This window comes from Variovorax sp. RA8 (assembly GCF_901827175.1).
Taxonomy (GTDB): Bacteria; Pseudomonadota; Gammaproteobacteria; order Burkholderiales; family Burkholderiaceae_C; genus Variovorax.
Genome location: NZ_LR594662.1, coordinates 3,000,536 through 3,018,896, shown reverse-complemented (window position 1 = coordinate 3,018,896; position 18,361 = coordinate 3,000,536). Strand labels below are relative to the sequence as shown.

The window sequence follows — 18,361 nt, the reverse complement described above, 5'->3', positions numbered from 1 at the left end:
TGAATGAGTGCAATCGTTGACATCGTCGGGCGAGAGATCCTCGACAGCCGCGGCAACCCCACCGTCGAATGCGACGTGCTGCTCGAATCGGGCACCATGGGCCGCGCCGCGGTCCCGTCGGGCGCATCCACCGGCTCGCGCGAGGCGATCGAGTTGCGCGACGGCGACAAGGGCCGCTACCTGGGCAAGGGCGTGCTGAAGGCCGTCGAGAACATCAACACCGAGATCTCGGAGGCAGTGCTGGGCCTGGACGCCAGCGAGCAGGCTTTCCTGGACCGCACGCTCAACGACCTGGACGGCACCGAGAACAAGGGCCGCCTGGGCGCCAACGCGACCCTGGCCGTCTCCATGGCCGTGGCCCGCGCCGCGGCCGAAGAGTCGGGCCTGCCCCTGTACCGCTACTTCGGTGGCATGGGCGGCATGCAGCTGCCGGTGCCGATGATGAACGTCATCAACGGCGGCGCGCACGCCAACAACAGCCTGGACCTGCAGGAGTTCATGATCATTCCCGTGGGCGCATCCAGCCTGCGCGAGGCAGTGCGCTATGGCGCCGAGGTCTTCCACGCACTCAAGAAGATCCTGAACGACCGCGGCATCAGCACGGCCGTGGGCGACGAGGGCGGCTTCGCCCCCAGCGTCGACAACCACGAGGCCGCGATCCAGCTGATCCTCGAAGCCATCGACAAGGCCGGCTATGCCGCCGGCACCCAGATCGCGCTGGGCCTGGACTGCGCCGCCAGCGAGTTCTACAAGGACGGCCAGTACGTGCTGGCCGGCGAGAACCTCACGCTCTCGGCCGGCAGCTGGGCCGACATGCTGGCGACCTGGGTCGACAAGTACCCGATCATCAGCATCGAGGACGGCATGCACGAAGGCGACTGGGACGGCTGGAAACTGCTGACCGATCGCCTCGGCAAGCGCGTGCAGCTCGTGGGCGACGACCTGTTCGTCACCAACACGAAGATCCTGCAGGAAGGCATCGAGAAGGGCATCGCCAACTCGATCCTGATCAAGATCAACCAGATCGGCACCCTGACCGAGACCTTCGCCGCGATCGAGATGGCCAAGCGCGCCGGCTACACCGCCGTGATCAGCCACCGCTCGGGCGAGACCGAGGACTCCACCATCGCCGACATCGCGGTGGGCACCAACGCCGGCCAGATCAAAACCGGCTCGCTGTCGCGCTCGGACCGCATCGCCAAGTACAACCAGCTGCTGCGCATCGAGGAAGACCTCGGCGACGTCGCCAGCTATCCCGGCCGCGCGGCTTTCTACAACCTGCGCTGATCCCGGCGGACAGGGCACCATGCGTTCGCGCATCGTTCCAGTCATCCTGGTCCTTCTGCTGCTGGTCCTCCAGTGGCAGCTCTGGACCGGGCGCGGCAGCGTGCGCGACGTGGCGCAGCTCAAGGACAAGCTGGCCGAGCAGAAGCAGCACAACGCGAAGGCCGCGCTCGCCAACGAGCGGCTCAACTCCGAGGTCAATGACCTGAAGGAAGGGCTGGAGATGGTCGAGGAGCGCGCCCGCCAGGAGCTCGGCATGGTCAAGCCCAACGAAGTGTTCGTGCAGATCACGCGCTGATGGTTTTTTCATCGCCGGGCCGCCCCAAGATGAAAAACGCCTCCTCGAGGGGGCAGCGACCACACGATGTGAAAGAGCGTGGGGACCTTTTTTCATGACGCCTGTCCTCCCGGCCGGTTGCGCGATTGCGCTGATCGGCGCAGATGACACCGGCAAGACCAGGCTTGCCGAGGCCCTCGCGCAACGGCTTGCGCAGCGCGGCGTCGCAGCCTCGCTCGTCATCGAGCCCCTGCCGGGGTGCTCGATCGGTCCAGGCACTTTCGAGGCGCACCGCGGCGCCCTCATCCTGTTCATCGCGGCCGCCTCGCCGACGCCGATCGACGACATGCTGCGCAAGGCCCTCATGGACGCGAAGCTGAGCTTTGCGGTGGTGCACGGCGAAGGCCAGGAGCAACTTGCCAACGCGTGGAACGCAATCAACGCCGCAGCGGATGCCGATGATCGCCGCCCCGCTGCACTGGAGGGCACTGCCGCGTGGTCCTGGGCATGCGAGAAGTGCTCCGACCCTGCGTGCGAACACAGGCTGTTCAGCGACCTCGTTGCCAGGCGCTCCACCTAGAGGAAAGGGTCCGAACAAATGAGGCATCTCAGATTCCGTGCGGCGGCCCTGCTGTGGGCCCTGCTGTCGTCGGCAGCGGTCTCGGCCGCCCCGGCTCGGGCCACCGTGAGCAACGACACCCATGCGACTGCCTGCGCCGAGGAGGACAACGTGTCCCTCAACCTCGACGGCGCAAACATCCGCCGCTTCCGCGTGGAGGCGCTGCCGCCCGCCTACCTGGCGACCATCGAGCAGGACCGCACGGCGCCCGATTTCTCAGGCTGCAACTTCGACGGCAGCACGCACCCGACCGATCCGCGCTACAGCTTCGAGGAGCGGCGAGTGGTGCTGCACGACGGTCCGCGATGGCAGATCGTGGGCATCACCCTCCCCTCCTTCTGGCGGCCCGAGCGCGTGCCGGTCCGCGTGGACGGCCGGTCCGATCGCGGCTTCCACATGATCCAGGTCTTCGCCAAGACCGGCGCCAAGCCGCTGGAGGCGCTGGTGATGTACCCGTCCGACGGCTACTGGCGCATCAAGCCGCTGCCCCCGGCCCGCTTCGGCGATGGCGTGTACGGCTCCTCCTTCGTGATGGGCCCGGTCGAGCAGGCGGGCCGACCGGTGGCCCGCATCGCATCGATCGCGATCGAGACCCGGCCGCTTGCCTTCAAGCTCCGGTTCGCGAACGGCGGCGAGGCGAAGGTCGACGTGCGCGAGATCAGCGAAGCGCGCACCACGCTCGACGTGGCCACGAAGCCGGGCCGCAGGCAGGGGCCGCGCTTCGCGGTGCTGCGCTCGATGTACGTGGCGCCGGACAACGCGGACATGAGCGAGGTGGCGTGGCGAGCCACGCCGGAAGGCACCGAGCAGCGCAAGCCGCTGCCCGAGGTCAGGACGCTGGAGGCGGCCGACGTGCGCTTCGGCCGCAGCATTCCTTCGCGCCACAACACCAGCGCCCCGGACATCCGCTTCGGCAGCTTCGAGACCGGCGCGCGCTGAAGGCGCGTTACTGCATCACCGGGCTCGCCGGCAACTGGTCGCCCGGCGCGGTGAAGATCTGGGCCGTATCGACCGCGTCGAAGCGGTACTGCTTGCCGCAGAAATCGCAGCCGACCTCGATGTCGCCGCGCTCCATGAGGATGGACTCGGCCTCCGCCTGACCCAGCCCGCGGATCATCTGCGCCACGCGCTCCCGCCCGCAGGTGCAGGCGAAGTGCGGGCCCAGCATGCCGCTCTGCGGCTCGAAGCGCAGCAGCTTCTCTTCCCAGAACAGGCGGCGCAGGATGGTCTCGACATCCAGCGTGAGCAGTTCCTCGCGCGTCAGGCTCGCGGCGAGGATGGCGATGCGGTTGTAATCCTCGTTGTGGCCGATCTGGTCCACGCTGATCGGATCGCTCGCGCCGCGTCCGGTGCCCTCGAGGTTGGCCTCGCCCTTGACGGGCAGGCGCTGGATCAGCAGCCCGGCCGCCACCTTGTCGTCGGCGGCGAGCACGAGCGTGGTGTCGAGCTGCTCGCTCTGCAGCATGTAGTGCTGCAGCACATCGCTGAGGCGCTCGAGCTTTCGGCCGTCCGCGTCGACCAGCGGCACCACGCCCTGGTAGGGCTGCTGGCCAGGGAGCTTGTCCTTGGGATCGAGCGTGATCGCGCAACGACCCTTGCCGGTCGCGTTGACCATGTCGGACAGATGCGCATCGGCATCGAGCTCGCCCAGCACCTTGGCGGTGGCGCGCAGGCTGAGGTCGGGCTTGACCTCCGCCACCACGACCTTGAGCGGCCCGTCGCCGAAGATCTGCAGGATCAGCGCGCCGTTGAACTTGATGTTGGCCTGCATCAACGTGGCCGCCGCGGTCATCTCGCCGAGCAGCTCGGTGACGGGCACGGGATAGGCGCCCGTGGCGGTGTTCGAGGCGCGCCGCGACAGGATCTCCTGCCAGGCGTCGGTCAGGCGCACGATCATGCCGCGCACGGGCAGGCCGTCGAACAGGAACTTGTGCAACTCGCTCAAGGCAGTCTCTCCGAAACGGCGTTCAGCCGATCTTCTTCAGGCCCTTCGCGAAGCGGCGGGCGTTTTCCACATAGTGATCGGCATTCTTCCGAAGCCGCTCGGCGGCGGCCTCGTCGAGCGTGCGCACCACCTTGGCCGGCGCGCCGATGATCAGCGAGTTGTCGGGAAACTCCTTGCCCTCGGTGACGACGCTGCCGGCGCCGACGATGCAATTGCGGCCGATCCTCGCGTTATTCAAGACCACCGCGCCGATGCCGATCAGCGAGTTGTCGCCCACGGTGCAGCCGTGCAGCACGACGTGGTGGCCCACGGTCACGTTCTCGCCGATGGTCAGCGGCACGCCGGCATCGGCATGCAGCATCGAGAGGTCCTGGATGTTGCTGTTGCGGCCGATGGTCAGCGTGTCGCTGTCGCCGCGCGCCACCACGCCGAACCAGAGGCTGGCGTTGTCGCCCATGACGACGCGGCCGATGGCCTGCGCGCTGTCGGCGACATAAGCGCCCTGCCCCAGTTGCGGCGCCACGCCGTCGAGTTCGTAGAGGGCCATCGCGGAGTCTCCAGAGTGCAAAACTAGAATTGTAGGGATGCAGCACCCCCGCCTCGACGCCCTGGCCGCGCTGCGCCTCACCGACCCCGAGCAAAAGGTGGCCGCGACCCATGCCGCCGCGGCGCGGATGCGGGCGCATCAGGCGCCTGCCGCGCCGGTGCGCACCGAAGGCGATGAAGCCGGCGTGCCCGGCCGCCCGGAACGGCCGTTGCGCGTGGCCGCCACCGCGGTGGAGAAGCGATCACCCTTCACACCGGAGGGCCGGGCAGCGCTGGTCCACTCGATCTGTCACATCGAATTCAACGCCATCAATCTCGCCCTCGACGCCGCCTGGCGCTTCGACGGCATGCCCGAGGCCTACTACCGCGACTGGCTGCGCGTGGCCGACGAGGAGGCCCTGCACTTCACCCTGCTGCACGAGCACCTGCGCGGCATGGGCTGGCGCTACGGGGACTTCAGCGGCCACGACGGCCTGTGGACCATGTGCGAGAAGACCCGGCACGACGCGCTGGCGCGCATGGCGCTGGTGCCGCGCACGCTGGAGGCGCGCGGGCTCGATGCGACGCCGCTGATCCAGGCCAAGCTCCGGCGCGTGAACACGCCGGAGGCGATCAAGGCCTGCGAAATCCTGGACATCATCCTGCGTGACGAAATCGGCCATGTGGCCATCGGCAACCGCTGGTACCGGTGGCTGTGCGAGCGCGAGGGGCTGGACCCGGTCGCCCACTACCGCGTGCTCTATCGGCGCCACGAGGCGCCGCGCCTGCGCCCACCCTTCAACCTGGAGGCGCGGGCGCACGCCGGTTTCACTCACGAAGAACTCGAAGCGCTGCGGAACGAATAGCTTCACCACGGCTGCTCCCTGAGCTGCGGTGTGCGCGCTTCACCAAGCTCGGTCCGCCGTCGCATGGATCGCCGGGCACATGGAACCGCGAGTTCCTGCGGGTTACGAAGCGGTAGTACCCCTACTGGGCACGCGCCGCCGGCGTGCGTGCTTGCGCAGCCACCCGATGAGCACTGTCCGTCGAGCCGATAGGGCCCCCGTGACTGTCACGACCATTCATACGGCCCCGGCTGTCGATCATGACCCCGCGCATCACTCGCATCCCGCCCTCGCACAACTCGAATTCCGTCGTCGAGCACACTGAGCCCGAAACCGAGAAGCAAGGGTTGAAGCGCCCGCCCCCTGGTGACCTTGAACGCCCTTCTTCCCCACAGGTCATGTCACCGGCTGCGGTGCAGCAGGCCTTGAAGGACAGTTGGTCGGCATTGGAGCGCGCCATCCGCCACTATGGTCGGTTACGTTGGACGAACATCAGCCTGCGCCACCATTCATGGAATTGCTGGCAAGCAGGCGCCTCCGTCTCGTAACACCCCAAGGTGGATCGGACGTGACGGCGCCGTGGTGGATGCTGGACACCCCTGTCGCCCACGAGGAGCTGACAGCGCTGGTGGACCTCGGCACATTGCTCATCGGTGCCGGCGCGCCCGCCGCCAAATATGGCGTTGCCCTCTTGATGCGCGCGCTGAACGGCGGGCTCGCCGAGGCTGACACGGCCTTTGTGCGCGGGAGCCTCGTCAAGGCGACCCTGGCTTGCCTGGCAACTTCTCCAGAACTGCTGAGCTCCCCGCAATGGCTGCCGGTGCTTTGCAAGGCCCTGTCACAGCCCGCTCTGCAGCCTGCGGACCGTTCCGCTTGCGAAACCATGCTGAAGCACTGGATACAGGCATGGTGCAACGACGAGGTGACGTACGTCGAGCCCAGCCTGGTTGCCGAGGAACTCCGTCAAGTGCTTGTGGCTCAGGTCGGCATGCAGCGAACGGCGGAAGAGGACGCCACGCTCGTGTTCTTCGTCGAAGAGCTGTTCAAAGGTGCCCTCAAGCGCAAAGCAAGTACCGAGGCGGAATGGGCATTGCGGGCCTTCCAGCAGTGGACAGGACCCGCCGCCCGGCAGGCGTTCGCGCGCTGCATCTCTCAAATGCCGATTGCCGAGGCACTCGAGAGCATCGGGATCGTGGACGGGCTGTGCCGCCGAAGGCGCGCAGACCTCAAGCCTCCGCGCGCCTTCGATGAAAACTCGCCCGAGCTCTTCTTGAAGCTGCTGCAGTCGGCCACCTTCGCACCGCGCGCGCGCCACCTGCTCCGACTGGCCAGGCATCGGGGGCCAGAGGGTCCGCTGCATTTCCGATTCGGCGCGGACGAAAAGCCCACGGGCGTTGCGGCACCCCACTTCCTGCATGAGCTCGGGCTGCTGCTGCTGCGCGAAGCCACCGACCTGTTGCGCACCCCCGTCCCGCCGCTGGACGACGTGAGCGCGCTGGCGCAGGCGGGCATGGCCTATCTGCTTCGCAGCGATGCGCTGTCGCACATGAATCTTCAGGCGCCAAGACATCTGAAAGACTTGATGTGGATGCTGGTGGGGCTTCTGGATCGATTGCCCAGCAGCGCAACCGCCTCGCGCGACGTCCAGCTGATGTGTCTGGAGGTGCTCGGCCGATGGCGGGCAGCCGCGCTGCATCTGGAGCCCGAGCAAGTCCTGCGCATCCTGCGATCGCTGGATGTGTCGGGACAGGCAGGCATCCCCTCCTTCGTTGCGCGGATGGAGTTGGGGCTGCCGCTGCATCACCTTCATGACACGGCGGCAACCCTCGGGCCATCGACTGAACCGGCTGGAGATGCTTGAGAAAGTCGTGGGATTGCACGAGGATCGGTTCGAACACGGCAGCTTTGGCCGGGAGCGCACCATGTCCGGCAGGGCTCGCACCATGTTGGAGGCACGGAACTGGCAGCCGCAATCGCTCGACGATCTACGCCTGTCGATCGAACTCATCGCCACGCCAGAAGAGCAGCGCCGCCTCATCGATCATCTGCTGCAGTACGCGCAACAGCCTGCTGCCCTTGAGCCACGGGCTTGCGTGCAAGCAGCCGCGCTCCTCTGCCACTGCGCGGCACGAAACACCGGGCTACTGGACCCGGACCCAGGGGCGCCGGGGCCATCGCTGGACTGGGCGCTCGAACTGGCTTGGACTTGCGCAAGCCTGCTGTCGTCCACATCGAAAGAGCGGCAACTCGAGGCCGATGACTTGTTCGCCGGCGCGGCGCTGATCCTGGGCAACCCTGTGCTGAAGGGCGGGCCTGCGCGCAAGCAGTGGGAGTGCGTCGGCGACTCGCTCCTGACGGGCTTCGACGAACAGGTCTACCGCGTCAAGAACGAAATGCTGCTCCAGTTGATCGAGGCGCACGTTCGTGTCGCTCGGCTCGGCAAGCGGTCCGCTGATGCGCTCGTCGAACTCTATCGTCAGGAACCCGAACACCGTCCCGCCATCGTGAAGGTTCTGGAGAGCCTCGCAAGCCTGGAGCCCGGGCACGCCAAGACGGTGCTGAAGAACTGCCTTGAAGCCGATCAACGCAATCGGCGCGATCAGCAGGTGCTGGCGCTCAAGAAGACCCTTCGCGAACTCGGGTTCGACTACGACTGGCTGGAGATATCGGGCGGATTGAGCACCGCGTCCCACTTCAACCTGCTCTTGAAGTCAGGACCACACTGGTACGTGGAAGAAGAACACCGCCATTACCTGGAAGAGGTCGCAAGGATCACAGATCCGAAAGAATGCGCGGGCCTTTTGGCATTCCTTGCCTTTGCTTCATCCGGAGATCGGGTTGTTTGCCGCGCGCACCGGGCAGCTTTCATTCAGAGTGACATACGGCCCCGTGCTGACGATCAGATGCCAGACCGGCCTAGCCTTGGCCTTGGACGATCTCAAGACGCATCTGGAATGCCATTTCTCACTTGAGCGTGACTCCGCGATCGTCTTGAAGGACTCGGTTCTCAACGTCGACGCGACGCAAGTCAACGGGTACGAAGTGGGACAGTGCATCAACCTCTTGCTCGCCGTCGCGGACATGCTCCGGCAGATGGACGTACCGTGCAACTGGGCCTGGGCATGGGGCATCCCCACCCGCCGCTTGCTGCCTTCATTGGGCGACGCACCGGCCTGCCTGAACCCTCAAGGACTCCTGCGCCAGTTGCTGCGCATGGAGGACGAATCGAACGCGCAGTCGCCATTCCTGGACTCCGTCTTCTTGAACCATTTCGAGTCGCTGCCCTGTGACCGGGCCGATCGCGTGCTCAAGCTGGCGACGGACATCGAGACCGAGATGACTGCGCCTCAACGCCTGCAGTTGGGCGAGCGCATCATCGCAGCGCTGCTCGCTTCCGGGTTGACGCAACGAGCGCGGGACGCAGCCAAGAGTCTCTTCGCTGTGTGCCCGGAAAACGACTTGAGCACTCACTCACGGCAGTCGACCGCCGCGCTCCCGCCATGGCAACTGCGCGCAAGATGGCTGCTTCTGCGCACGGCATCGGATCGGCTCGGGCCCAAAGGCGCGCATGTGGAAACGTTGGAAAAGGCGTTCCGAGCCATGGCCCTCTCCGGTCGGCGGATGAAGCCGTGCACGACTACTTCGACTGGGCTCAATCCATCGCGCTGACGAATCCCGCACAGTTGCCCTGCCGCCTGGAAGATCTGCCGGCGCTGCACACTTGGCTCCAGGTCTTTCGACATCGCAGAATGAGGTGGAGATATTTCGATGAGCTCTCCTGGCGTTCCGAGACGTGGTCTCTCGGCCGGCATGACGAGAGCAAGTCCCTCTCCCTGAACGGCAGGCCTGTGCTGTTCCGCATGCCATTCCATTCGGCACTCGCAGCAAAGTTCGAAACTCCTCTCGACGAAGCGGAAGTTGTCAACCTGTGCATCGTGAACTCGCGCCACCTCGAGCCTGCAGAAGTTCCTCGGGTGAGTGCAGCCGTGCGGACCTTGTTCGAAAAGCTGCTTTCGGAATTGCCAAAGCCGAGCGACCTGCTCTCCGAAGACATTCTTCGGGGCCTGCTGCATGGGCCATCCATTCCGGCAGACGCACGAGAGAAGTTCGAACAAATGCTCACCGAGTTACAGAAGCTGACTGGGTCACCCCATGAAGACCTTCTTCGGGGCTTGCCCCGCCTGATTCCGCCGTTCTTCCAGGTAGACGCACGAGAAGCTATCGAATGGACACTCGCCATGGCCCGGTTGCTGTGCGAAAGATATCCCGACGTTGCCGAGAAGCTGCTGAATCAGGTCCCCTTCGACCTCCGCGAGGGACAGCCCGAATGGGAAAGTCTGGCCATGCGCGCGCAGGGTGTTGCTCCGATAGAGGCGCCAACGCCTGGCGTTCCCATCCCGCTGGTGAAGCACATCCTGGCGCCGACGGATTCGTTTCAGATCCAGCGGGTATCCGTCGGTCTGAGCTTCGATGAGCTTGGCGAGCTCGGGCCGATCGATGCCAGCGCATCGTCGTCGTCCGTCGAATACGGCGATCTGCTGCGGGAATACGTCGAGCAGATTCGACAGACCGAGCCACCGCACATTGCGTCGACCGGCAGCGAGCCCGCCACGCTTGCCGAGAAATGTCTGCAAGACCTGGAGACAGCTGTTGGCCTGCTTCAGCAAGTGCGATGCCGGGATCCCTTGAGCCTCATCCGCGGCATGGTGCAGTCCGAGGGAGCGCCCATCCTGCAACTGATCGGCGGGGGGCGTATAGGCTGTCGGGTGAATCCCCGTGATGCGCCTGACTTTTGCGGGATCCGCGCTCGCTGGTGGCTGCCTCTCGACCTGGACTTCCACGAAGCCGACTGCGTTTACGCGTTCGTCACGAGGCTGCTGGGCTCGCTCGAACCTGCCGGCATGTCACTGCTGCAGTTGCTGGTGTGCCAGGACAGCCTCGACACGCCCCGGCGCATCCGCATCATCGACCGAATATTCAAACTTTGGGACCAGAACAATGCCATGCCATGCGGCACCGATGGCGCCTGGGCGGGAATGCTGGTCGTGTTCGAGCACCGAGGCCTGCTCAAAGACGACGAAACCAGACGCCGCGCAAACGAAGTGCGCGCGACGCTGTTGCAGAGGTGGCGCGCCGGCAGCGACATGCCGGTTCTCGCCGCCATGGCGCTGATCAGGCCACTTCACGAGACTGGGCGATCGAACCCGGAGACCTTGCCGACCCTCGAAGCCTTGTTCAACAGATCCCGCGGCCATCCGGACGCGGACAGCATCGAGATGTGGATCATGGAAAGGCTGCACTACCTGAATGGCAAAGAGGTCCAAGAAATTGCAAGCAGGCTTCGAAGCCAGGGGGCATGGCCCCTTGGTGACGACACCAAGAGGATGGCCGAAGAGCAGCTGCGCACTCTCGGCGTTGGCGATCCGGTGAACGACGAGCTGGACTCATTGGACTCGTCGAAATACGCGAAGGCGAGCCATCTGGTGAGTTTGTGGGCAGGGTGTACGAACAGCCCCGCGGATGGAAGCAAGGCCGCTCTTCACATCCAACGCTACAGCCCGAATGCCAACCTCGCGCCAACGTTGGCGAGGCTCAGCTGGGCTTTGCCGAGCGGGAATCCCGATTGGCGGCGACTCGTCAATAATTGGCTTCGGCGAGTCGATTCGAACACCCGATTTCCTGCCGACATCGCCCTTGCATTCCTCAACAGGTTTGAACAGGAGCGGGTGCCAGCGTTCTTGCAGGATGAATGGGAAATGGCGAGCACGTTGGCATTGATTGCGGGGACGCGCACAGGGCACCTAGATCCCAGGCTGGCCAAATACCTCGCCGAGACCCTCGACGAAGCCTCGAAGCAAGGCCCGGTCGATACCGACGAGCATGGGCGGTTGGACAGCACCGACGTCAACACCAGTAGAGCAATCCGACTATGCAGGGAGTGGATAACAAGATATCCGGCCGGGTACCAAATTTTGCTCCCCGCCACACGGGCCGCGGCGCAGCGCACGATCGACCGTGCCAATTCACCTGCGGCAAAGGCGAGGCTTCACAAGTACTACATCGATTGCTTCGCCGAGTTCGAGCGGCAATCGTGATGGGCATCGGCAAGCCCCGACGCCTATTCGGCCTTGATCCCCGCCGCCTTCACGATCCGCGCATTGCTCTCGTACTCGGCCTCGATCTCGTCGGCAAATTCCTCCGCCCCGCCGCCGGTGGGCACGTTGTCGGTGGCCAGCAGCCGGGCACGCAGCTCGGGGCTGGCCAGCGCCTTGTTGATCTCGGCGTTGTACTTGGCGATCAGGATGGCGGGCGTGTTGCCGGGGGCGAACACGCCGAACAGGGAGCTCAGGTTGGCCGACGGGAAGCCCAGCTCGGCCAGCGTCGGCACCTTCGGCAGGCTTTGCAGCCGGTCCGGCGCGCCCACCGCGAGCGGGCGCAGCTTGCCCGAGCGGATGTGCGGCGCCACCGACGGGCCGGCGTTGATCGACAGGATCTCGAACTGGGCGCCGAGCGCATCGTTCATCTGCTGCGCGCCGCCCCTGTAGGGCACATGGGTGATGTCCACCCGCGCCGCACTGCGCAGTTGCTCCAGCACGATGTGGCCCAGCGAGGCCTGGCCCGAGGTGGCCCAGCGCACCGCGCCGGGCCGGGCCCGGGCATCCTCCATCAGCGTGCGGAAATCGCGCGTGCCCGTGGCCTCCGTGGCCAGCAGCAGCACCGGCGAATACATGACGCTCGCCACCGGCGCGATGTCCTTCAAGGGGTCGAAGGGCGACCTGCCGAGGTGCGGGTTCAGCACCAGCGGGCTGATGGCTGCAAAGCCCAGCGTGGCGCCGTCAGGCGCGGCCTTGGCGACCGCGTCCATGCCGATGGTGCCGCTGGCGCCGGCCTTGTTCTCGACCACCACCGTGCTGCCCAGCTGGGCGGCCAGCTTGTCCGCCAACGCGCGCGCGACGACGTCGCTGACGCCGCCGGTCGGGTAGGCCACGACGAGGCGGATGGTCTTGGGCACGGCCTGCGCGTATGCAACGGGAATGAAAGCGCAGCAGGCCAGGGTCAGTGCCACCGCTCGGGCAGCAAAGCAGGATTTCCAGTTCATCGATGTGCTTCCTTGCGAGCCTGCCATTCTGGCGCGACATCGATCATCACCGCGAGCGTCAGGGCATTGGCGACAGCCGCGCCACTGGCCGTGTTGTCGAACACGCACCAGCACTGCGCGCCTTCCTCCCGCGCCTGGCCCAGGCGCTGGGCGAGCTGCTGCAGCACGGCGTCGGAGTACGAAGACCAATAGCGCCGCGGCGAACCGTGGAGCCGCAGGTAGACCAGCCCGGGCCATCCGCCCGGCGCTGCCGCATCGTCGTGGAGCACCGGATCGGCGAGCACCCGCGCGACCCGGAAGCGCGCGAGGAGCTGTTCGGCCTGCGGCGCGAACCAGCTCGGGTGCCGGGGTTCCAGCGCCACCGGGCCCTGGTGGCGCCGCCGCAGTGCGCCGAGAAAGCGCGGCACCGTGGGCTCTTCGAAGGCCAGGCTGGGCGGCAGCTGGACGACCAGGCAGCCCAGCTTGTCGCCCAGGCCGTCGACCTGCAGGCGGAAAGCCTCGAACTCCGGCATCGCGTCGACCAGCCGCTTTTCGTGCGTGATGCTCTTGGGCAACTTGACTGCGAAGCGGAAGTGGGCTGGCGTGCTGGCGGCCCAGCGCGCGTAGGTCTCGCGCCGGTGAGGCCGGTAGAAGGAAGTGTTGATCTCGGCGATGTCGAGGCGCGCCGCATAGCGCTCCAGGTGCGAGCCATCGGCCGCAAAATGCGGCCACTGCGCGCGCGGCAAGCTCCAGCCGGCGCAGCCCACGTGCAGCGCGGCGGGCGGGCCTTCAGCCACGGGGATGGTGCTTCGCATGCAACTGCTTCAGGCGCTCGCGCGCCACATGCGTGTAGATGGTGGTGGTCGAGATGTCCGCATGGCCCAGCAGCAGCTGCACCGCGCGAAGGTCCGCGCCGTGGTTCAGCAGGTGCGTGGCGAAGGCATGGCGCAGCGTGTGGGGCGACAGCGGCACATCGATACCGGCCGCCCGCGCATGCTTCTTGACGATGATCCAGAACATCACGCGCGTCATTCCCGCACCGCGCGCGGTGACGAACAGGTCCGGCGTCTGCTGCCCGTCGAGGATGGCCGGCCGGGACTCGCGCATGTAGCGCTCGATCCAGCGCCGCGCCTCGCCGCCGAAGGGGACCAGCCGCTCCTTGCTGCCCTTGCCCAGCACGCGCAGCACGCCGTCGTTGAGGCTCAGCTCGAAGACCCTGAGCGCCACCAGCTCGCTCACGCGCAGCCCGCTCGCGTACATCAGCTCGAGCATCGCGCGGTCGCGCAGGCCCAGTGGCGTGTCGACGTCGGGCGCGCAGAGCAGGTCGTCCACCTGCTTCTCCGACAGGGTCTTGATCGCGCGCGGCGCCTGCCGGGCAGGCACCAGACGCAGGCTCGGATCGGCGCCGATGCGCCGCTCGCGCACGGCCCAGCGGAAATAGCGCTTGAACACCGTGAGCCGCCGGTTGGCCGAGGTCGCCTTGCCCCGGGCCGTGAGCCGCGCGCCCATGTAGGCCTGCAGATCGCTTTCGCGCGCGGCGTCCAGGGCCCGGCCGCATTGCGCATGGAGCCATTGCGCGAACAGCGCCAGATCGCGCCGGTAGGCCGCCAGCGTGTTCTTCGACAGCCCGTCCTCGAGCCAGAGTGCGTCGATGAAATCGTCGATCTCCGGTGTGGCGGGGAGCGTGTCGAGGGCCGCGGTCATGGCAGGCAAGATAGCAAAGAAAAAGCCGCCCGGTGGATCGCGGGCGGCCTTGCGGGAGCGCTTGGTCAGGCGGGGCTCAATTGTCCAGCGTGAGCTTCTGCTTGACCACCACCTGCTTGTAGACCGCGAACTCGGCCTTGATCTGCTCGGCGAACTGCTCCGGCGAGTTGGCGACGATCAGCGAGCCGGTGTCCTCGATGCGCTTGCGCACCGCCGGGTCCTCGACCGCCTTCTTCACGCCCGCATTGATCTTGTCGACCACTTCCTTCGGCAGGCCCTTGGGGCCGAGGATGCCGTAATACGCCATGCGGTTGACGGGCTCCAGGCCCACTTCCTTGAAGGTCGGCACGTTGGGCAGGTCCTTCAGGCGCTGCGGAGCTGCGACAACGATCGGCACCAGCTGCTTGTTCTTGATGAAGGGAAGCGCCGAGGGAATGTTGTCGAAGATGATCGGGACCTGGCCACCGACCACATCGTTGAGCGCCGGGCCAGCGCCCCGATAGGGGATGTGGGTCACGAATGTGTTGCTCAGGCTCTTGTAGAGCTCCATCAGCAGATGGCCGATGCCGCCAGTCCCCGACGACGCGTAGGAGTACTTGCCCGGGTTCTTCTTGATCTCGGCCACGAACTCGGCGTAGTTCTTGGCCGGGAAGCTCGGGTGCACCGCGATCAGGTTCGGCGTGGCCGCGATGTTGACGATAGGCGTGAAGTCGTTGACGGGGTCGTACGGCACCTTCGGGTTGATCGCCGGGTTGGCGGCCGTGCTCGACACCGTCGCCACGCCGAGCTTGTAGCCGTCCGGCGCGGCGCGCGCGGTCTCGGCCGCACCGACGATGCCGCCGCCGCCCGCCTTGTTGATCACCACGACGCTCTGGCCCAGCTGCTTGCTCAGCGGCTCGGAAATCACGCGGGCGATGATGTCGGTGGTACCGCCTGGCGCAAAGGGCACCTGCAGCTCGATGGGCTTGTTGGGATAGTTCTGGGCCCAGGCCGGGGCGGCGACCAGCGCCAGCGCGGCGGCGCCGGCGAGTGCGTTCCATTGACGACGTTGCATGAAGGAGGCTCCTGGAAATCTAAGAGTCGAAAACCGCGATGCTAACGGCTTGGCCGACCCGCCAGTTGGTGGATAACCCATGGAAAGACGCCGTTTATCCTCGGCCGGTGAACTACGCCCAGCTGCTCTTCCCCGATTTCTCCCTCATTGCCTGCGGCTGGCTGTTGTGCCGCTACACGCCGCTGGACCGGCGCGTCTGGGACCAGGTCGAGAGCCTGGTCTACTACTTTCTCTTCCCCGTGCTGCTGTTCCACTCGATCGTGCGCAGCCCGCTCGACTTCGGCGCCACGTCGCACCTGCTGACTGCCGGCGTGGGCGTCGGACTCTCCGGCATCGCGCTGGCCTACGCCCTGCCCTTCCTGCCCGGGCTGCGCACGCACATCGACCGCAGCGACCACGCCGCGAGCGCGCAGATCGCCTTCCGCTTCAACTCCTTCATCTGCCTGGCGCTGGCCGACCGCATGGCGGGACCGGCCGGCCTGCTGATGATCGCGGTGCTCATCGGCGTGTGCGTGCCGCTCTTCAACATCGCCGCGGTCTGGCCCATGGCACGGCATGCGCAGAGCGGCTTCGCGCGCCAGCTGCTGCGCAACCCGCTGATCATCGCGACGCTGAGCGGGCTGGTGGCCAATCTCCTGGGCTTCAGCGTGCCGCGCTGGCTGGAGCCCACGCTCACGCGCATCGGCGCCGCTTCGCTGGCGCTGGGGCTCATGGCCGCGGGGGCGGGCATGCAGTTCGCGACGCTGGCGCGCGGCAAGGTGCTGGCCGTCTCGGTGCTGGCGATCCGGCACCTGGTGCTGCCGCTGATCGCCTGGGGCCTGGCGCTGGCCCTGCGGCTCGATGCAGCCCAGGCCGCCGTGCTGATGACCTTCTCCGCCGTGCCCACCGCTTCCAGCGCCTACGTGCTGGCGGCGCGTATGGGCTACAACGGCGCCTACGTTGCGGGTCTGGTGACGCTCTCCACCCTGCTGGGCGTTGCCAGCCTTCCCTTCGCGCTTTCGCTGGTCCGCCAGGGATGACTACCATCTCGCCATGCGCACCCTGCTGGTTCTCGCTGCGACATTGCTCGCCCAACTGCAGGGGGAGGCGCAGGCGCAGGAGTACACCCGCTATCACGGCGGATGGCAAGGGCCGTTCCTGCTGTACCTGACGCAGCAGGACACCGGCGCACAGGGCCCTCCGGCGGTCTACGACGGCAGCCTGCAGATCGCCGCGGACGGCAGCGTGCGCGGCCAGCTGCCCGACGCGGCCTGCATCCTGAGCGGCTCCAGCACCGACTTCGTCTCGCCGGTCAACGCCTCGCTCGAGCTCGACATGACCGGCTGCAGGGACGCCCGCTTCAACGGCCACTTCGTCGGCAAGCTCATCAACAACCCGATCCTCAAGTACGCCTCGCTGCGGCTGAGCTCGATGCGCTCGCTCGATGCCGGTACCGCCCAGGTCTCGGCGATCCTGCGGCGCTGAGGCCTCACTCGCCCTGGCCGAGAGCCCATTCGACATGCTCTCGCACCAGCTCGCTGGGGTCGTCGCGGCGCGTGGCGAGGGCGGCGCGCGCCTCCTGGCGGCCGGCGCGCAGCGCGTTGCCCAGCGCCACTGCGATGTTGCGCAGCCAGCGCTCGTGGCCGATGCGGCGGATCGCGCTGCCCTCGGTAAAGCGCAGGAAGTCTTCCTCGCTCCATGCGAAGAGCTCGCCGAGCTGGCGCCCGCCCAGCCCGTCGCGCGCATCGAAATCCGGCAAGGCGCTCTTCTTCGCGAACTTGTTCCAGGGGCAGATCAGCTGGCAGTCGTCGCAGCCGTAGATGCGGTTGCCGATCAGCGGCCGCAGCTCGAGCGGAATCGGCCCCGCATGCTCGATCGTCAGGTAGGAGATGCAGCGCCGCGCATCGAGCCGGTAGGGCGCCACGATGGCGCGCGTGGGGCAGATCTCGATGCAGGCGCTGCAACTGCCGCAATGCGCGCTGACCGGCGCGCTCGCCGGCAGGGCCATGTCGACGTAGATCTCGCCCAGGAAGAACATCGAGCCGGCCTCGCGGTCGAGCACCAGCGTGTGCTTGCCGCGCCAGCCCTGGCCGCTGCGCGAGGCGAGCTCGGCCTCGAGCACCGGCGCCGAATCGGTGAACACGCGGTGGCCGAAGGGCCCCACTGCCTCGGCGATGCGGTCGGCCAGCCGCTGCAGGCGCCCGCGCATCACCTTGTGGTAGTCGCGGCCGCGGGCGTAAACGGAGACGATGGCCTCGCCCGGACGCTGCAGCCGGTCGAACTCGACGGCCTGCCAGTCCTCGGGCGTGCCGCGCGGCAGATAGTCCATGCGCGCCGTGATCACCGACACCGTGCCCGGCACCAGCTCGGCCGGGCGGGCGCGCCGCGTGCCGTGCGCGGCCATGTAGTGCATCTCGCCGTGGAAGCCCTGCGCCAGCCATTGCGCGAGTCCATCCTCCGCGCTCGACAGATCGACACCCGCGATCCCGATTTGGGAGAATCCGAGCTCCCGGGCCCAGGCCCGAATCCGACTCACGAGTTGATGGCTGCCGATCACCTGCCGATTGTAGAAACGCGAACCCTGGTGCAGCGCTGGCTGAGCGAGGACGACTGCGACGCGCTCGCGGGCAAGCTCGCGTCATCGCAAGCGCTGGGCGACGCGTTCATCGCACTGCATGGAGACCTCGGCGCCGGCAAGACCACCTTCGTTCGCCACCTGCTGCGGGCGCTGGGGATCGGCTCGCGCATCAAGAGCCCGACCTACGCGGTCGTCGAGCCGCACGAGGCCCCCGGCGGGCTCGCCATCTTCCATTTCGACTTCTACCGCTTCAGCGACCCCCACGAATGGGACGACGCCGGCTTCCGCGACATCTTCGCGGGCCCCGGCCTCAAGCTCGCGGAGTGGCCCGACAAAGCTGCAGGGCGCATTCCACTTGCCGACCTTGCTATTAAAATCGAAGCAATGACCGACGACACCCGCACCGTAACCCTGCAGGCGAACACCGCGCTCGGCAGCCGCCTGATCGACGCTGCCGCCGCATGAACCGCCGG

The 18,361-nt window shown here is 66.7% G+C and carries 19 protein-coding genes; 12 read left to right on the top strand and 7 right to left on the bottom strand.

Features of this window, described 5'->3' with window-relative positions; all coding sequences use genetic code 11:
* The first annotated feature begins 3 nt into the window (after positions 1 to 3).
* From eno to E5P3_RS14190, 4 genes are all read left to right on the top strand, one after another.
* A complete protein-coding gene (gene eno / locus E5P3_RS14205) occupies positions 4 to 1,287 on the top strand; it encodes a phosphopyruvate hydratase (RefSeq protein ID WP_162586574.1) in 1,284 nt (427 codons plus the stop codon).
* Positions 1,288 to 1,306: 19 nt separating this feature from the next.
* Positions 1,307 to 1,582, top strand: coding sequence for a cell division protein FtsB (gene ftsB / locus E5P3_RS14200; RefSeq protein WP_162586573.1), 276 nt, complete (start codon positions 1,307 to 1,309; stop codon positions 1,580 to 1,582).
* Between the two features lie 94 nt (positions 1,583 to 1,676).
* The gene (locus E5P3_RS14195; protein WP_162586572.1) at positions 1,677 to 2,141 is read left to right on the top strand and encodes a hypothetical protein; all 465 of its coding nucleotides are present in this window, start codon (positions 1,677 to 1,679) and stop codon (positions 2,139 to 2,141) included.
* Between the two features lie 18 nt (positions 2,142 to 2,159).
* Positions 2,160 to 3,119: a hypothetical protein gene (locus E5P3_RS14190; protein ID WP_162586571.1), complete on the top strand. Its 960-nt coding sequence runs from the start codon at positions 2,160 to 2,162 to the stop codon at positions 3,117 to 3,119.
* 7 nt (positions 3,120 to 3,126) lie between these two features.
* Here the strand turns inward: E5P3_RS14190 and hslO are convergent, their stop codons facing one another.
* Both hslO and E5P3_RS14180 read right to left on the bottom strand, forming a co-directional pair.
* Positions 3,127 to 4,125 carry an Hsp33 family molecular chaperone HslO gene (gene hslO, locus E5P3_RS14185; protein ID WP_162586570.1) on the bottom strand — a complete coding sequence of 333 codons (999 nt, stop codon included), beginning with the start codon at positions 4,123 to 4,125 and terminating at the stop codon, positions 3,127 to 3,129.
* Positions 4,126 to 4,147: 22 nt separating this feature from the next.
* Positions 4,148 to 4,672 (bottom strand): gamma carbonic anhydrase family protein, encoded by a 525-nt coding sequence (locus E5P3_RS14180; RefSeq protein ID WP_068680588.1) that lies wholly within the window; start codon positions 4,670 to 4,672, stop codon positions 4,148 to 4,150.
* A 37-nt stretch (positions 4,673 to 4,709) separates the two neighbouring features.
* Here E5P3_RS14180 and E5P3_RS14175 point away from each other — a divergent pair, with 37 nt between their 5' ends.
* The 5 genes from E5P3_RS14175 (at position 4,710) to E5P3_RS14155 (ending at position 11,590) form a co-directional block, all read left to right on the top strand.
* Positions 4,710 to 5,516: a ferritin-like domain-containing protein gene (locus tag E5P3_RS14175; RefSeq protein WP_162586569.1), complete on the top strand. Its 807-nt coding sequence runs from the start codon at positions 4,710 to 4,712 to the stop codon at positions 5,514 to 5,516.
* 565 nt (positions 5,517 to 6,081) lie between these two features.
* A complete protein-coding gene (locus E5P3_RS14170; protein ID WP_162586568.1) occupies positions 6,082 to 7,356 on the top strand; it encodes a hypothetical protein in 1,275 nt (424 codons plus the stop codon).
* Positions 7,349 to 8,467, top strand: a complete 1,119-nt coding sequence (locus E5P3_RS14165) for a hypothetical protein (RefSeq protein ID WP_162586567.1) — start codon at positions 7,349 to 7,351, stop codon at positions 8,465 to 8,467. The genes E5P3_RS14170 and E5P3_RS14165 overlap by 8 nt, the downstream gene beginning before the upstream one ends.
* Entirely contained in the window at positions 8,424 to 9,164 is a 741-nt protein-coding gene (locus E5P3_RS14160; protein ID WP_162586566.1) for a hypothetical protein, read from the top strand. The genes E5P3_RS14165 and E5P3_RS14160 overlap by 44 nt, the downstream gene beginning before the upstream one ends.
* Positions 9,125 to 11,590, top strand: a complete 2,466-nt coding sequence (locus E5P3_RS14155) for a hypothetical protein (protein WP_162586565.1) — start codon at positions 9,125 to 9,127, stop codon at positions 11,588 to 11,590. The genes E5P3_RS14160 and E5P3_RS14155 overlap by 40 nt, the downstream gene beginning before the upstream one ends.
* Positions 11,591 to 11,613: 23 nt before the next feature.
* Here E5P3_RS14155 and E5P3_RS14150 read toward each other — a convergent pair whose 3' ends face one another.
* From E5P3_RS14150 to E5P3_RS14135, 4 genes are all read right to left on the bottom strand, one after another.
* Positions 11,614 to 12,594 carry a Bug family tripartite tricarboxylate transporter substrate binding protein gene (locus tag E5P3_RS14150; protein WP_162586564.1) on the bottom strand — a complete coding sequence of 327 codons (981 nt, stop codon included), beginning with the start codon at positions 12,592 to 12,594 and terminating at the stop codon, positions 11,614 to 11,616.
* Entirely contained in the window at positions 12,591 to 13,388 is a 798-nt protein-coding gene (locus tag E5P3_RS14145; RefSeq protein ID WP_162586563.1) for a DUF72 domain-containing protein, read from the bottom strand. Before E5P3_RS14145 ends, E5P3_RS14150 begins: the two co-directional genes overlap by 4 nt.
* Positions 13,363 to 14,277 carry a site-specific tyrosine recombinase XerD gene (xerD, locus tag E5P3_RS14140; RefSeq protein WP_162586562.1) on the bottom strand — a complete coding sequence of 305 codons (915 nt, stop codon included), beginning with the start codon at positions 14,275 to 14,277 and terminating at the stop codon, positions 13,363 to 13,365. Before xerD ends, E5P3_RS14145 begins: the two co-directional genes overlap by 26 nt.
* A gap of 76 nt (positions 14,278 to 14,353) precedes the next feature.
* A complete protein-coding gene (locus E5P3_RS14135) occupies positions 14,354 to 15,331 on the bottom strand; it encodes a tripartite tricarboxylate transporter substrate binding protein BugE (protein WP_162586561.1) in 978 nt (325 codons plus the stop codon).
* Between the two features lie 107 nt (positions 15,332 to 15,438).
* Between E5P3_RS14135 and E5P3_RS14130 the strand changes: the two genes are divergently transcribed.
* Together E5P3_RS14130 and E5P3_RS14125 are read left to right on the top strand one after the other, a co-directional pair.
* Positions 15,439 to 16,350: an AEC family transporter gene (locus E5P3_RS14130; protein ID WP_162586560.1), complete on the top strand. Its 912-nt coding sequence runs from the start codon at positions 15,439 to 15,441 to the stop codon at positions 16,348 to 16,350.
* 13 nt (positions 16,351 to 16,363) lie between these two features.
* Positions 16,364 to 16,795, top strand: a complete 432-nt coding sequence (locus tag E5P3_RS14125) for a hypothetical protein (protein ID WP_162586559.1) — start codon at positions 16,364 to 16,366, stop codon at positions 16,793 to 16,795.
* Positions 16,796 to 16,799: 4 nt separating this feature from the next.
* Here the strand turns inward: E5P3_RS14125 and queG are convergent, their stop codons facing one another.
* Positions 16,800 to 17,867, bottom strand: a complete 1,068-nt coding sequence (gene queG, locus E5P3_RS14120; RefSeq protein ID WP_162586558.1) for a tRNA epoxyqueuosine(34) reductase QueG — start codon at positions 17,865 to 17,867, stop codon at positions 16,800 to 16,802.
* On the opposite strand from queG, the gene tsaE reads away from it, so the two are divergent.
* Positions 17,853 to 18,353 (top strand): tRNA (adenosine(37)-N6)-threonylcarbamoyltransferase complex ATPase subunit type 1 TsaE, encoded by a 501-nt coding sequence (gene tsaE / locus E5P3_RS14115; RefSeq protein WP_162586557.1) that lies wholly within the window; start codon positions 17,853 to 17,855, stop codon positions 18,351 to 18,353. The two genes, queG and tsaE, sit on opposite strands and share 15 nt — an antisense overlap.
* Positions 18,354 to 18,361 lie beyond the last annotated feature (8 nt).

What these genes read in the sequence shown, in the direction of transcription:
- E5P3_RS14175 (WP_162586569.1), top strand. Translation starts at nt 4,710, where the DNA reads ATGCAGCACCCCCGCCTCGACGCCCTGGCCGCGCTGCGCCTCACCGAC.
- eno (WP_162586574.1), top strand. Translation starts at nt 4, where the DNA reads ATGAGTGCAATCGTTGACATCGTCGGGCGAGAGATCCTCGACAGCCGC.
- E5P3_RS14190 (WP_162586571.1), top strand. Translation starts at nt 2,160, where the DNA reads ATGAGGCATCTCAGATTCCGTGCGGCGGCCCTGCTGTGGGCCCTGCTG.
- E5P3_RS14145 (WP_162586563.1), bottom strand. Translation starts at nt 13,388, where the DNA reads ATGCGAAGCACCATCCCCGTGGCTGAAGGCCCGCCCGCCGCGCTGCAC.
- E5P3_RS14135 (WP_162586561.1), bottom strand. Translation starts at nt 15,331, where the DNA reads ATGCAACGTCGTCAATGGAACGCACTCGCCGGCGCCGCCGCGCTGGCG.
- E5P3_RS14195 (WP_162586572.1), top strand. Translation starts at nt 1,677, where the DNA reads ATGACGCCTGTCCTCCCGGCCGGTTGCGCGATTGCGCTGATCGGCGCA.
- E5P3_RS14125 (WP_162586559.1), top strand. Translation starts at nt 16,364, where the DNA reads ATGCGCACCCTGCTGGTTCTCGCTGCGACATTGCTCGCCCAACTGCAG.
- E5P3_RS14150 (WP_162586564.1), bottom strand. Translation starts at nt 12,594, where the DNA reads ATGAACTGGAAATCCTGCTTTGCTGCCCGAGCGGTGGCACTGACCCTG.
- ftsB (WP_162586573.1), top strand. Translation starts at nt 1,307, where the DNA reads ATGCGTTCGCGCATCGTTCCAGTCATCCTGGTCCTTCTGCTGCTGGTC.
- E5P3_RS14180 (WP_068680588.1), bottom strand. Translation starts at nt 4,672, where the DNA reads ATGGCCCTCTACGAACTCGACGGCGTGGCGCCGCAACTGGGGCAGGGC.
- E5P3_RS14165 (WP_162586567.1), top strand. Translation starts at nt 7,349, where the DNA reads ATGCTTGAGAAAGTCGTGGGATTGCACGAGGATCGGTTCGAACACGGC.
- xerD (WP_162586562.1), bottom strand. Translation starts at nt 14,277, where the DNA reads ATGACCGCGGCCCTCGACACGCTCCCCGCCACACCGGAGATCGACGAT.
- E5P3_RS14170 (WP_162586568.1), top strand. Translation starts at nt 6,082, where the DNA reads ATGCTGGACACCCCTGTCGCCCACGAGGAGCTGACAGCGCTGGTGGAC.
- tsaE (WP_162586557.1), top strand. Translation starts at nt 17,853, where the DNA reads ATGGCTGCCGATCACCTGCCGATTGTAGAAACGCGAACCCTGGTGCAG.